Raw genomic sequence first — 14,094 nt, 5'->3', positions numbered from 1 at the left:
AAATAGGGCAACGAAGTATCACTACTTCACTGCCCTATTTTTTTGTTAACCTACTATATTAAATCCTTTGCTCTTTATTTCTTCTTCAATGTCACGTCGCTGATTTCTACAACGCCACCTTTGTTCTGGGAAAGAATAGCCACATAACAATCTTTCAGAATAGCAGCATCATCGTCTGTATCAGACACTTCCAAGTTAGCATTTGCTTTCTTGCTGCTAATAGCATTTACCACTTGTCCCATATCATAATAAACCACTACTTTAGTCCATTTACCGGCATCTTTAATTTTAAAATTGTATTGTGCGCCCGAAGCATTTGGTTGAGCATCTGCGTCATAGTCTCTACGCATGAAGAAAGTAGTATTGTACTTGCCATTATCGTTCTTTTCCTCATTGGTCTGCTTGATGTATACACTGACTGGAGTTCCTGCTTCTTTAGCCTTTGCATAGAAAGTAAGAACATAGATACCTTTGTCCAAACCATCGGTAATACGTTGTCCCAGGAAAGCTTTATACCAAGAGAGATTCTTTTCGGCACCGGAGTTATCCAATTTCATTGCATTCGGATATTTGGCATCTCCTGTTTCTTCCCAGGCAATAGTAGTTACGCCGTCAGCTTCATTATTCATGATAAACCACTCTCCTGCGGTAGCTTTGTTGGCATTAGTCACTTTAGTCTTTACTTCAGTGGCGAATTTTTCGTTTTTTATCAGGTTCTGCGCACTTACGCTTACTCCTGCAAGGACCAAAAGCCCGGCAAATAATACTTTTTTCATCTTACTGTGATTTAATTGTTTATACTTTATTTTTTCTAGCTTTAAAAATCTATTTCATCCTACTTCACTTGTTGAATAACAAATCCATATTTACCAGTCACTTTCTTTTCTTCAGTCTTTAGTGTGATGCGGTAAATCTCTTTTCCCCATACGTTAGACAGGCGCGGATCATCCAGTTTGATTGTTTCCAGTTCGGCTTTAAACTGCGACGGATAGTTCATTTCTACCTTTTGTCCCTTTACTTCGATGCGGATTTTTCCGGCTGACGGGAAAGTCACATTGCCCCAAGTTAAAAAGTTCATTTGATTAGGAGCAATAGCCTCATCCAACGTATAAATATCACCAATAATAAGTTTTTTATCATCAAGAGCATAAGAGCGAACCCAGCTTTTCACTTTCGCTTCTGCCGGATAAGCAGTAGCTATATCCGTAGAGAACATCCGTTTCTTCTCATTGCAAACGGTATTGGTAGCTTTATACTCCTGCCCGAATTTCTGCGGTACTCCGTTAATCATCGGCAAGTTATGATAGTTGCTCTGCATGGTCCAGATGGTATAGCGGTCCTTGCCGAACGTCTGTTTGGTATATGTACCTACACCGGCATCAATTATCACAGGAATTGTATTTACATATAAAGAAAAGGTTCCTACATCGTTGTGGTTATGACTTTCGTTATTAAATCCGCCTTTAGCGGCAACAAACATACCGTTCTTATTCTTCATATAACAGAATTCCGTTTCGGGATACCAGGTTACATCCGGCATATCATGTTTCGGAGTTGCTTTTGCCAGCTCATTACAGCAAAGTAGAGATTGAAGCGAACGAAAAGCATCGTTTCCCATGGTAGCATACGGTTTTCTTCCATTCAACAGGTATGCGGCAAAGTGCATCATTTCATCGCTGTTTACAGCTTTACCGAAGCGATAGATTAACAAAGGATCGCCCCCGCCTTGTGCCGATGCATCAGCAAAATTCACCACCCAACCATTGCCCACGTATGAGCGGGACATATATTCTCCCATCCGGCGAATCATCGGTTCATTGAACAGAGACAGTCTACCGCCTGTGCCATCAGAGAGTATCTGCAAATAGTCATAGAGCTTTCCGGCGGCATGTCCCCAGTAAGAGGTTCCCTCCTCACAGGCACCATCGGATTTCACGAAGTTGATAAACTTATCGACTGACTGCATGGAGCGATAAACAGCTTTCGCCAACTTATCCTTATTGTTCTCCATCAGTAAGAAACATTGCAGGGCATTGGAGTTACACCAGGGATTCCAGTTATTGATGATTTCTCCCGGTTTCCAGTTAAAAGCCATCCACCACATTTCGTCGTCGTTCATATACGGATCGAGAATACGTTCTTTGATTGCTTTACGCATTTGCAAAGATACCACAGGATTGATTTTGTCGAATGGTTTGCGGAAGAAATAGTGTACCCAAGCCATTAAAGCTCCGTATCCGCCTGAACCGAGGTCGATAATCTGTTCGCGGAAGTCGGGAAGTGAACGTTTGCTGCTCTGACGGGGCAAGTGTGCGGATAGAACCCATGAATTCATTTCGCAGCTCATATATGCTCCGTTCAGTAATTGGTCGATAAAACGCCCTTTTCCTTCGGCCAGTTCGGCGAGCATCAAGGCGTTAAGTGCCTGGCGGTTGGCGTCATAAGGGACTTCCATTATTTTACGGTTACCGCTGCGTTCGTATTCCAGATAAGCGGTGGCAGGTATCAGTTGCCATTTATAGTCGAGGAGTTTTTCGCCGGCTTCGATGAGGCGTTGCTTATTGGGGCCCATCAAAGAATCCCAGGCGGCGCGATCTGTATAAGCAGGATAAGGCACCCATGCTTGTTTCATTACCAACACGTTTTTCAACGTAGTTTTGTCTACCGCTTTTTGCAGCATATTGCGTTCGGTGTAAGCGTTTGCCTTGAAAGAAAAACTTCCTAAAGCTGCTAGTAAAAGAACACAAAATAAATGTTTCATTCGATTCATGGTATTTTCATTCATTTAAGTATTGCAAAGATAACGTATCTGATAAAAAATGAGGTGAGTAAATCATACGAACCTGATGACAAAAAAGTACATAGTTCAAAAATAGTACTCTTAATTGCTATATTTTAGGCTTTTAAGTCATTATAAAAACAAATTAGGTCATTGTAGAAACAATTTAAGTCACTATAAAAACAAATTAAGTCACACGGAAACCGGGTTTTCATTTCGGAAAAACAAAGATACAGTTTTAGAAAACAGAGGCTTCCTTTGGAGAAAATAGAGGTTCTATTTATTCCAAACAGAGGCTCTGTTTAGGGCAAATAAAGGCTCTATTTTATTTCAAATAGAGTATCTGTTTTACTTCAGACAAAGTATCTGTTTGGATATTCTATCCTCTTTCTTTTTTCATTCTTTGATTCTCTTCTTTTTCATCCCCTATTCTTTACTCTTCATTCCTCTATTTCTTCCTCTTCGCCTTCAATCCCAATCGCTAAATTCAAAACTCAACTGTTCCCAGACACCGTGTTGTTCATCGGCTTCCTCTTTTGGATTGGAGACGGAAAGACCGATGAGCCGGATTGGATGTTGCTCAAATTCGACGCTTTTAAGCAATTCTTTTGCAAGTGGGAGTACCCGGTCTAAGGTGGTGAGTTCCTGCGATTGAGTAAGGCTTCGGGTTATCTGGCTAAAATCATGAAACTTGATTTTCAGGGTAAGCGTGTTGCCTTTGAAGTCTTTTCGCTGAAGACGTTCAATCAGCTCTACCGCCACATGGTATAGTTCGATAATGACCGATGAACGGGCTGAAATATCACGTTCCAATGTACGTTCGCAGCCAATGGATTTACGGATACGAATTGCTTCGACAGGGCGTTCGTCAATTCCTCGTGAGCACTCATAATACAGTGCGCCGGCTTTTCCGAAATGTGCTATCAGCATTTCAAGAGAGCATTTCCGTAGTTGAAGTCCATTGTGGATGCCAAGTAAATGCATCTTCTTTGCAGTCACCGGACCCACTCCCCAAAAAGATTCGATAGGAAGACGGGCGATAAAATCAAGGGCCTGTTCCGGATGAATGGTACATAAGCCGTCCGGTTTGCGATAGTCCGAAGCTATTTTAGCCAGAAACTTATTATAAGAAACTCCGGCAGACGCAACAAGGTTGAGCTGCTCCCGAATCTTCTGCTTTATTTCCTTTGCTATATCCACAGCCAGGGAAATATCTTTCTTATTTTCTGTGACATCCAGAAAAGCTTCATCCAGAGACAGAGGTTCGATGATATCCGTATATTCGTGGAAAATCTCATGTATCTGACGGGAAACGGATTTATAAACATCCATCCTGCCAGGTACAAAAATGAGTTGGGGACAAAGACGTTTCGCCTTTTGCGAAGCCATGGCGGAACGGACACCGTAACGCCGGGCTTCATAGCTGGCAGCAGCCACAACTCCCCGCTCTTCTGCATGACCTACCGCTAAAGGCTTGCCACGAAGTTCTGGATTATCACGCTGTTCTACAGAGGCATAGAAGGCATCCATGTCGATATGTATAATCTTTCTCTGCATCATTGTTTAGGATTAGCAGAGCAAACTTACTATAAATTCCCGAATAAATCCTGCTTATCGGTTCAAGAAATAATATGCTTATGATTTTTATAGATATAAGCCAAAAAAACATTCAATATCTTGTCAAAGACAGTTCTTATTATATTATATTTGCATATCGTCTATTCAAAATATAGAGGTAGTTAATAAGTTTGTGCCACCATACAACTCTTTAAGATTATGAAAAACACATTATTTTGCTTATTCATATTTTGCAGTGTTTCCACATTCGCTCAAAATGGAATCACTTTTAAGGTCGAAAAGCTTTCAAAGCCTGAAGAATTACTTCATCTACACTCCCCGAATGCAATTTACGAAAGTCTTATATTATCAGATATGAACATAGAGCCTTATGAGATAAAAGAGAAGAATATCAAGGTTCCTTATCATATCATTGCAAAGAGCGAATCTCCCGACAGTCTCGTTTCTTTTGGTCCTAATTCTTTTTTCAACGGTATGTATCAGGCTTATGCAGATCACAGGCCATTCGTGTTGTCCCCGGACATAATTTGGCTATTAATCAGCCAGGGATTTGCACGCCATATCAATGCCAATCAGGAATCTATGAGAAATGAACTTGTTGATTTCTCCGGCAAACTATCCTTAATTGTAAGAGAAGACAAAAAATTGGAAGACCCTACTCTTTCGTGGGAGAAAATCTTTCCGCAATTTACAGAACAAATATCCCAATACGCCGGTAAGCATCTGACCGAACTGCTCACCTGCAATTTTTCAACGACTACCTCTTTAGAGAAAGTTGCTTCCGAAATAACAATCATGGAGGCTGTAAAACCTTACTTTGAGTTTATCATCATACGCATTGTCTGTGGAATACCTGAAATAACTCTCGAAGGAACACCGGAGGACTGGGAAAAACTACTGCACAAAGCCAGAGGGTTGAAAGAATACAAACTCGATTGGTGGATTTCAGAACTGGAACCTCTTTTGGAAGAATTTGTCAAAGCATCTAAAGGAGAAGTCAATAAGGACTTTTGGCGCAACATGTTTAAATATCATTCACAGAAACGATACGGAGCCCCAAACATTATTGATGGATGGATCGTGAAGTTTTTCCCTTATGATAAGGAAGGGAAAAGAAATAATCTGAAACAGCTGGAAGGCAAAAATTGTCTCCCTGATGAGATAGTGAAGGTAGATGTAAAGTATCAGGAAGTATATGGCGACGCTGTCAAAGAAACTCCATTAGAATTTTGGGCAGGTTTCATTGGATTAGAACAAAACAGCAAGACTTTTGCTCTGCGACCGCAAATTGGTTGGATGGTCAGGAAGAAAGATGTTAATAAGGAGGGATTAAAAAGTAAATTGAGTGCTGATGCTCAAAAGGATGGTTGGGGAAGCGGCATCAATATCAGAGTAAAAGAATTTCCGGCTGTACTGTTGGAGCTCAAAGAAATAAAAAGGTTGGATATCCAGTTTATCGACACAATTGATATACCTGATGAAATATCAAAGACTAAAATCGGATCGTTGAATTTATATGGAAAGATTACTAAAGAGGGAATAGAGCGTACTAAAAGATTATTGCCTGATACGGATATAAAAATAAATGGTTCGCGAGGTGGGAGTGCTTCATTTATGACTCCATAATAAAAAGAGGCTATCCAAAAGCCATATACTAAAAAACAAAAACACCCCGCTTTACATTATTAGGATGTAAAGCGGGGCGCAAATCTCATAAAATACTTAAAATCAGCATTTATTGTGGAGCTGGAGGGAATCGAACCCTCGTCCAAACGAGGAAATCATAAGCTTTCTACATGCTTATCTTTGCCTAAATTTTCGTGCAGGAACAGAACCAAAGCCATCAATTCCTGCCTTATCCTCTAAAGTTTCATCAAAAGTGCGAGGCCGCCTTTGACTATCCCCGATGTAACTGCACCACTGAACCGGAATGCTTCGGAGCAACAGCTTCCGAGTGATGTCTCGTCCTGGCACCTAGTGCCTGGATTAAGCTAATCTACTGTGATTCGATTAAGCAGCAAGAGCGTAATTAGTTTCGCCAGATAAAATTTTGATAACTGATATTTAAGTGGAAATTACCGACCCACTGCATGCTTACCTACCATTTCTGCCCGCTGTCAAATCCAGTCAACCCCAAATTTTTATTCGTACAGAATAGCGATTGTTTAGAACGCTTTCCAAGAGTGCAAAGATAGGAAATGTTTTCTAATTTACGAGAAGACGTTAGCAAATATTATATCAAAGCACTATCTTTACGGAGCTATTTTATATTTAAGGTGAAAAAGCATCATGAAAAATCAACCAATAATAAGCTACTTATGATTAAGACATATCTATCTAAAACATCTATATTCAAAGCATTTGCCGCTGTTTGCATATTCGGAATCAGCATCAGTGGCTGTACTTCTAAAAAAAAGACTCCTATGGAAACAACCGATATAACAGAAAACGAACTAACCATGTTGGTGGGTACTTACACATCAGGAACCAGTAAAGGGATATATAGCTACCGCTTCAATGAAGAAGACGGGACTGCTACTCCGTTAAGTGAAACGGAAATTGAAAATCCTTCTTATCTTGTTCCATCTGCCGACGGGAAATTCGTCTATGCAGTCAGTGAATTCAATAGTACGCAAGCTGCCGCCAATGCATTTGCCTTCAATAAAGAAAAAGGTACTTTGCAACTATTAAATTCACAGCAAACGGGAGGTGAAGATCCCTGTTATATCATCGCCAGTGGAAATAATGTGATAACCGCCAACTACAGTGGCGGCAGCATCTCCGTTTTCCCTATCGCAAAAGATGGCTCGCTCCTACCCGCTTCCGATATTATACAATTCAAAGGTACGGGAGTAAACAAGGAAAGACAAGAGAAACCGCATTTGCATTGTGTCCGTATCACTCCGGATGGTAAATACTTGTTTGCCGATGACTTGGGTACAGATCAAATACATAAGTTTATCATTAACCCAGCTGCAAATGCAGAAAATAAGGAAGCATTTCTGAAAGAAGGATCGCCTGCTGCCTTTAAAGTGAAAGCCGGTTCGGGTCCCCGCCATCTGACTTTCTCGCCAAACGGTCATTACGCCTATCTGATTAATGAGTTATCGGGCACAGTAATCGCTTTTGAATACAAAGACGGAGATTTAAAAGAGATCCAGACAATCGCTGCCGATACGGTAAACGCACAAGGAAGTGCTGACATTCATATCAGCCCGGATGGAAAATTCCTGTATGCCAGCAATCGTTTGAAAGCAGATGGTATTGCCATATTCAGTATTCACCCGGATAACGGAATGTTGGCGAAAGCAGGCTACCAACTGACAGGGATTCATCCACGCAATTTCATCATCACGCCTAATGGCAAATACTTGTTGGTTGCTTGCAGAGATAGCAATGTGATACAAGTTTATGAAAGAGATACAGATACAGGACTATTAACAGATGTACAGCAGGATATAAAAGTAGACAAGCCGGTCTGCATAAAATTTGTGCCATAATTTGTCATAATCTCCCGGCTATTCATCAACTACTGATAGCCCTTTACTTTTTATTTTGAGCAATCCGATTGTCAGGAATTTGAGTCTTCACAACGATTTTATTCCCGTTCTTGGTACACTTGATACATTCTTTCCGCAATGTTCTCTCTTTTAAGTCAAAAATGAGATTCGGATTAAAATGTTGCCCGTTAATACGGGTTTCGAAGTGTACATGTTCGGTAGTGGCACGACCGGTACGTCCTGTCAGCCCGATAGCTTGTCCGGCTTTTACGACATCACCAGCTTTAACCAGATTCTTGAAATTGTGGCTATAAAGTGTTTCTAATCCGTTAGCGTGACGGATTACAACGATATTGCCATAGGCATAATAGGGTTTCGACATACGCACCACTCCATCAAAAGCAGCACGAATCGTATCTTTTGCACAGGTCTTAATGTCTGTTCCCGAATGTCCTCCGCGAGTTCCATAGGCAGAGATTACTTTTCCTCCGGGTAATGGGAAAGCATATTCATGGTCTTTCAGAGAATCCAAATGCAGATAGATATGATTGCTTTTAGCAAATAATCCGGGAGTAGCTACCCGTACATCAGCCATTTCGCGGGCAGAGAAGGAAGGTTTATCCTGCCCGTCAGCAGTCAGTGGCAATAATAAAACTGTCAGTAAGATAAGTATGTTTTTCATGTCTTTTTTCTTAGAGCACTCATTCTAATTATTCGAAGAATACGATTTCGCCTCCATCCGATTCTGTATAGTTTCTTAATAAGGTCTGTATCATTTCAGCAGCTTCTCGCAAACCTTCTTTTCCGTTATAACCATTGACTATGGCTAGGATATGAGTGGTTCCGAGATCCATTTTCGTACGTTCATGATCGCTTGTCGGGGTTCCGATTCCTCCGAAAGAATCGCGATATACAGGTAGTCCTTCGATATTCAATACACCGCGTCCGATACCTTCAAACCGTTCTCCTGCTTTGCCGATACCGAGTTCAAGGCGCGTACCTTGTATCTTGTCCGCGTCAAAACCACCGATCGAATGTCCCGTACGAAGAGACACAAGGTTAATAAGGTCTACCAACGTATCAATCTGATATAACGGGATTCCACGCATCAAGCGGCGGCGTAGAGCTTCGGCTGACGGGCGATAACGTCCGGGATCTTTGCCACAACGCTTATAAGCCTCACGGGTAGCAAAGATAACAGGTTGATGTTTGATGTCTTCCATCTGTGTAGTGGAAGTCAGTTGCCCGGCAAAAGCATTGATTTCCTGCCAAAGCCCTTCGCTGTAAGCAGTATTCTTCACCGCAGCATACACGGCGGCTCCGGCAAAAACCGGGCATGCGTCTTTTATTTCTTTAGATACTTTTATTTCAAACATAACTTATCATAAACCAATCATCAGCGTCCTGCGATTACGGACACTAATTATTACTTTCTAATCATTATTCCCGACAATATACGACCGGAATCTATTCCCAATCTACGTGCGGAGAAGAATTCATCATGATGAATATAGGTACAGATTCCAGCCACTTCTATCTGCTCTGCAGGCACTCTGCGATTCAGTAATTCAATCCGGTTGGCTTCCCACAAATCAATATGATATTTGCCTGTCTCCTTCTTCTTCATAGAAATAAGAGACATATCGAAACCGCTTTCTTCAAAAGCATCATACACTTCATCGCCTACTTCAAATGATTCGAGCGAAATGCTCGGCCCGATGCAAGCTATTACATCTTCGCCTTGCGTCCCGAACTTTTGAGTCATGTTGTCCATCACATGACTGACAATATGCTTCACCGTTCCCTTCCATCCGGCATGAACGGCAGCCACAACGTGTTGTTTTTTGTCGTACAGCAATACAGGAACACAATCCGCTGTCGTGACACAAACGCAATATCCCGGCACATTCGTTATCAAAGCATCCATTCCTCGCAGAAGTAGCCGTCTCCTTTCCAATGATTCTTTAAAAAATGATTCATTGATAATCAGACTGGCGCAACCATGACTCTGTTCAGGAATAAATAATTCCTTTATCTGATGATTCATGCACTGAAACAACCAGTTCTGATTGCGATTGACGTTCACACATGAGTCGTTGGTATAAGGCGAACAGTTGAAAGAGCCGTAAGCTCCGGTGCTTATACCTCCGTGACGTGTAGTTACGAAATGAGCTACTTCGGGATATGCATCTAATGACTTATATCCCTTCAACTCGTTATGTTTTGTAAGAGAAATCATTCTTCTTCCCAATCTTCTTCGTACTCATAATCGATATCATCGTCGCCATCTTCCTCATATTCATAAACGATGTCTTCATCTTCGCCCATGTCTTTGAGTTCCTGTTGCAGACGGGTCACGTCTTTCGGACGGTGAACGATGTCCTCTATCTTATTGCTTTCCTTGTTCAGTTCTTCCCAAAGGATGTCTTTCAATACCGAGATGCCCAAACCGGAAACAGAAGATATGAATACATGTGGAATGCCTTCCGGCAATGTAGGTTCAATCTCGTCCATCAACTCCTGATCGAGCATATCGCTCTTGGTGATGGCCAGCACACGTTGCTTGTCCAACATTTCAGGATTGAAGGTACGCAGTTCGTTCAGCAAGACTTCGTATTCTTTACGAATGTCGTCGCTGTCTGCCGGAACCATAAACAGCAGTAATGAATTACGCTCGATATGACGCAAGAAACGCAGTCCCAAACCTTTTCCCTGACTGGCACCTTCGATAATACCTGGTATGTCCGCCATCACAAAGGATTTTCCACCGTGATAGGAAACGATGCCCAAGTTGGGTTCGAGTGTAGTAAACGGGTAATCGGCAATTTTCGGTTTGGCAGCCGAAATGGAAGAAAGCAAAGTTGACTTTCCCGCATTCGGGAAACCTACCAGACCGACATCGGCAAGCAGTTTCAGCTCCATGATAACGGTCATTTCCTGCATCGGCTCTCCCGGCTGCGCAAAACGCGGAGCCTGACGGGTGGCCGTCTTGAAATGCCAGTTACCCTGACCGCCGCGACCGCCTTTGAGCAAAATCACTTCCTGTCCGTCTTCTGTTACGTCACAAAGATACTCCCCTGTCTCGGCATTATAAACTACCGTTCCGCAGGGTACTTCTATTATTTTATCCGCACCGTCTTTTCCGAAGCTACGTCCTTTGCTCCCCGATTCACCATGACCGGCCATTGCATGACGGTCATACTTCAAGTGCAGCAATGTCCAGTAATTACGGTTACCGCGCAAGATGATATGACCTCCTCTTCCACCATCGCCCCCGTCGGGACCTCCGTTAGGACAATATTTCTCGCGCCTCATGTGCGTAGAGCCTCTTCCGCCCTTACCCGAGCGACAGTATATCTTTACGTAATCAACAAAATTCGATTCAGCCATATTTTTTTTAAAAGTTAAAGTAGTCAGTAGTTAGAGCAGTTAATTAGAACACTCCGGCTACTGACTTATTTATTTATAATATTGTATTATTACAATTTATCTACTGCTTCGCAGATTTCAGCGAAGATACCTTCCATAGTACCCAAGCCGTTGATGTGTTGGTATTTCTTTTCGTTCTTGTACCAGTCGATCAGTGGAGCAGTCTGTGAATGATATACATGCAGACGTTTCTTGATTGTTTCTTCGTTATCATCAGCACGACCGGAATCCTTGCCACGTTTAATGAGACGTATCATCAGTTCTTCTTCCGGAACATCCAAGTCAACCATTACAGAAACGTCCTGTCCTCTTTCTGCCAACATTTTCTTTAATGCTTCTGCTTGTGCAATTGTTCTTGGGAAACCGTCGAAAATTACACCTTTGCTATCTTTGAAGCTGTCGAATACGCTTGCCAGAATATCAATCATTAATTCATCAGGAATCAATTGACCTTGGTCGATGTAACCTTTAGCTGTTTTACCCAGTTCTGTGCCATTCTTGATTTCAGCACGCAATACATCTCCTGTCGAGATGTGATTGATTCCATACTTTTCTACGATACGTTCGCTCTGTGTTCCTTTTCCTGAACCCGGAGCACCGAAAATTACGATGTTCAACATTTTGTTATTTACAATTTAACGATTTACTATTTACCATTTAAACTGGTACCTATTTAATATTAATCTACTACTGTATAAATATCGGGATAATTACGTCCGAAACCATCATAATCCAGTCCGTAACCTACGATAAAGTCGTTCGGGATTTCCATCGCTACATATTCAATGTTGAGGTTTACCTTGAGCTTTTCAGGTTTCACCAACAGAGAAGCGATATGAATAGCTTCGGGATTGCGTGTACCTAATGTTTCGAGCAGTCGCTGCATCGTCAGTCCTGTGTCTACGATATCTTCTACGATCACAATGGTACGTCCGGCAATGTCTTCATTCAGGCCGATTACCTCTTTAATCACTCCGGTGGAAGTGATGCCCTGATAAGACGCCAACTTCACAAATGAGATTTCACAAGGGATGGTGATATGCTTCAATAAATCAGCGGTAAACATGAACGAACCGTTCAACACACTAAGGAAAAGCGGATTCTTACCTGCTAAATCGCGGTTAATTTCGTTCGCTACGCGAATCACTTCTTTCTGAATTTCTTGTTCCTTAATGGAAACGGTAAACAATTTGTCTTTTATCTGAATGGTATCCATAACCGGTAATTTAAAAATAACCTTGCAAAAATACGATTTTTTATTCTACCCCGTGCATCATCTTCTGTAATTTCTTTGAGAGAAGGAACAGAATCAACGAAGCAACACCGGACATTACGACGAATACCATAAAGAAATCATACATGGTAGCAATCTGATAACCAAAGATTGACTTCACTTTTCCGGCTTCCGGATAGAGCCCGCTCAACATTCCCGCAAATTTATTGGCTGTGGCAGTAGACAGATACCAGATTCCCATCATCAGGGAGGCGAAACGCAGCGGACTCAATTTATTTACCATTGAAAGTCCGATAGGCGACAAAGCTATTTCACCCATGGTATGAATAAAGTAAAGTCCTGTCAGCCAAATCATGCTCACTTTCACTCCGGGAACTGCATCTTTCACTCCGAAACAGATGAAAAGATAACCTAAAGAAAGGAGTAACAAACCAATCGCTTGTTTGGTAGGAGAAGCGGGTTCCATCTTTCGTTTGTTCAGGAAACCCCATACACCCGGCATGATATATGCCAGGACAACTACAAACAGTGGATTGAAGGATTGAAACCATGAAGCCGGCATTTCCCAACCGAAAATGTCACGATTCGTCTGTTCAGACGCAAAAAGAGTTAAAGAAGCTCCCGCCTGTTCGTAGGCTGCCCAGAAGAAGATGACAAAGAAGGCTACTATATAGATAACGAAAATACGGCTGCGTTCTATTTTGGTCAATGAACCGTCTAACAGGATCAGAACAGGGAAAACAATGCAGGCGGTAAAAATGCCGATACTCACCCAATCGCCTTCAAATGCATAGTTAAAGAAGGCTATTAAAGCAATGGTAAGAATTGTGATTACAAGGGTATTACGTACTTTGGTACGTTTGTCCATCTTTGGGTGTGAGATATGGTCGGCCTTGTCTTCTTTCTTTTCACGTTTAGCATCGGGGATAATACCAATCGGTTCTCCGGAAGGAGAAAAAAGATATTTATTCTTTTGAGTCTCGAAAAGAACAACGGTGAACAGTGTCATGATTCCGGCTGCAAGAAATCCCCATTTAAAGTCATGCGGATCACCGGTATCACCCAGATAACCACAAATCAAAGGAGCAGCAAAAGAGCCTACATTCACTCCCATATAAAAAATGGTGTATGCAGCATCCAGCCGCCTGTCTCCGGGTTCGTAGAGCTGACCTACCAGAGAAGAGACAGTGGGTTTGAAGCAACCATTGCCTAGAATCAGGAAGCCGAGTCCACCATACATCATCCAGTGGGCAAGGTTCGTATTATCTAAAGTGGAGGCACTCATAAACATCAGGAATTGTCCGACTGCCATCATTACCGCTCCCCAAAACACGGAGCGACGGATTCCCCAATATTTATCGGCAATGTATCCGCCAATCAACGGGGTTAAATAAACTAGTCCGGTATAGCTGCCATAGATGGATGCTGCCGCTTCTTTGTCAAACAATAATGCCTGCGTCAGGAAAAGAATAAAGATCGCACGCATACCGTAATAACTGAAACGTTCTGCCGTGCTTGTCGCGAAAATCAAATAAAGGCCTTTCGGATGCCCTTTCAATGCACTCATGAATTTA

12 protein-coding genes and 1 other RNA gene are annotated in these 14,094 nt (G+C 42.0%); 2 read left to right on the top strand and 11 right to left on the bottom strand.

All coding sequences use genetic code 11. The annotated features are described in order from the left end of the window. Window positions 1–74 precede the first annotated feature (74 nt). The 3 genes from KTR06_RS00985 to dinB form a co-directional block, all read right to left on the bottom strand. Window positions 75–776, bottom strand: coding sequence for a DUF4627 domain-containing protein (locus KTR06_RS00985; protein ID WP_004320741.1), 702 nt, complete (start codon window positions 774–776; stop codon window positions 75–77). Window positions 777–835: 59 nt separating this feature from the next. Beyond that, a complete protein-coding gene (locus KTR06_RS00980; protein WP_120067527.1) occupies window positions 836–2,770 on the bottom strand; it encodes a heparinase II/III family protein in 1,935 nt (644 codons plus the stop codon). 477 nt (window positions 2,771–3,247) lie between these two features. Continuing rightward, window positions 3,248–4,339: a DNA polymerase IV gene (dinB, locus tag KTR06_RS00975; RefSeq protein ID WP_120067513.1), complete on the bottom strand. Its 1,092-nt coding sequence runs from the start codon at window positions 4,337–4,339 to the stop codon at window positions 3,248–3,250. A 216-nt stretch (window positions 4,340–4,555) separates the two neighbouring features. On the opposite strand from dinB, the gene KTR06_RS00970 reads away from it, so the two are divergent. Further along, a complete protein-coding gene (locus tag KTR06_RS00970; RefSeq protein WP_120067514.1) occupies window positions 4,556–5,983 on the top strand; it encodes a DUF4419 domain-containing protein in 1,428 nt (475 codons plus the stop codon). Between the two features lie 112 nt (window positions 5,984–6,095). Here the strand turns inward: KTR06_RS00970 and ssrA are convergent. After that, window positions 6,096–6,492: a transfer-messenger RNA gene (gene ssrA / locus KTR06_RS00965) on the bottom strand. Window positions 6,493–6,675: 183 nt separating this feature from the next. Between ssrA and KTR06_RS00960 the strand changes: the two genes are divergently transcribed. Beyond that, window positions 6,676–7,857, top strand: coding sequence for a lactonase family protein (locus tag KTR06_RS00960; protein ID WP_217289862.1), 1,182 nt, complete (start codon window positions 6,676–6,678; stop codon window positions 7,855–7,857). Between the two features lie 43 nt (window positions 7,858–7,900). Here the strand turns inward: KTR06_RS00960 and KTR06_RS00955 are convergent, their stop codons facing one another. The 7 genes from KTR06_RS00955 to KTR06_RS00925 form a co-directional block, all read right to left on the bottom strand. Beyond that, window positions 7,901–8,539, bottom strand: a complete 639-nt coding sequence (locus KTR06_RS00955; RefSeq protein ID WP_217289861.1) for a M23 family metallopeptidase — start codon at window positions 8,537–8,539, stop codon at window positions 7,901–7,903. A 28-nt stretch (window positions 8,540–8,567) separates the two neighbouring features. Then, the gene (locus KTR06_RS00950) at window positions 8,568–9,233 is read right to left on the bottom strand and encodes a B3/4 domain-containing protein (RefSeq protein ID WP_120067517.1); all 666 of its coding nucleotides are present in this window, start codon (window positions 9,231–9,233) and stop codon (window positions 8,568–8,570) included. A gap of 50 nt (window positions 9,234–9,283) precedes the next feature. Next, complete coding sequence (gene pgeF, locus KTR06_RS00945; RefSeq protein ID WP_195310728.1) at window positions 9,284–10,096, bottom strand: peptidoglycan editing factor PgeF; 813 nt, start codon at window positions 10,094–10,096, stop codon at window positions 9,284–9,286. Then, window positions 10,093–11,247 carry a GTPase ObgE gene (gene obgE / locus KTR06_RS00940; RefSeq protein ID WP_120067519.1) on the bottom strand — a complete coding sequence of 385 codons (1,155 nt, stop codon included), beginning with the start codon at window positions 11,245–11,247 and terminating at the stop codon, window positions 10,093–10,095. The genes pgeF and obgE overlap by 4 nt, the downstream gene beginning before the upstream one ends. 89 nt (window positions 11,248–11,336) lie before the next feature. Further along, window positions 11,337–11,906, bottom strand: coding sequence for an adenylate kinase (locus tag KTR06_RS00935; RefSeq protein ID WP_120067520.1), 570 nt, complete (start codon window positions 11,904–11,906; stop codon window positions 11,337–11,339). A gap of 59 nt (window positions 11,907–11,965) precedes the next feature. Further along, window positions 11,966–12,502 carry a hypoxanthine phosphoribosyltransferase gene (hpt, locus tag KTR06_RS00930; protein WP_004308350.1) on the bottom strand — a complete coding sequence of 179 codons (537 nt, stop codon included), beginning with the start codon at window positions 12,500–12,502 and terminating at the stop codon, window positions 11,966–11,968. 40 nt (window positions 12,503–12,542) lie between these two features. Beyond that, on the bottom strand, window positions 12,543–14,087 hold the full coding sequence (locus tag KTR06_RS00925; protein WP_004325025.1) for a peptide MFS transporter: 1,545 nt from the start codon (window positions 14,085–14,087) through the stop codon (window positions 12,543–12,545). Window positions 14,088–14,094: the final 7 nt, after the last annotated feature.

Source organism: Bacteroides sp. MSK.20.12 (assembly GCF_019052435.1).
Taxonomy (GTDB): domain Bacteria; phylum Bacteroidota; class Bacteroidia; order Bacteroidales; family Bacteroidaceae; genus Bacteroides; species Bacteroides xylanisolvens.
Note: the sequence above shows the minus strand (reverse complement) of the source record. Positions and strands in the feature narration are given on the sequence as shown.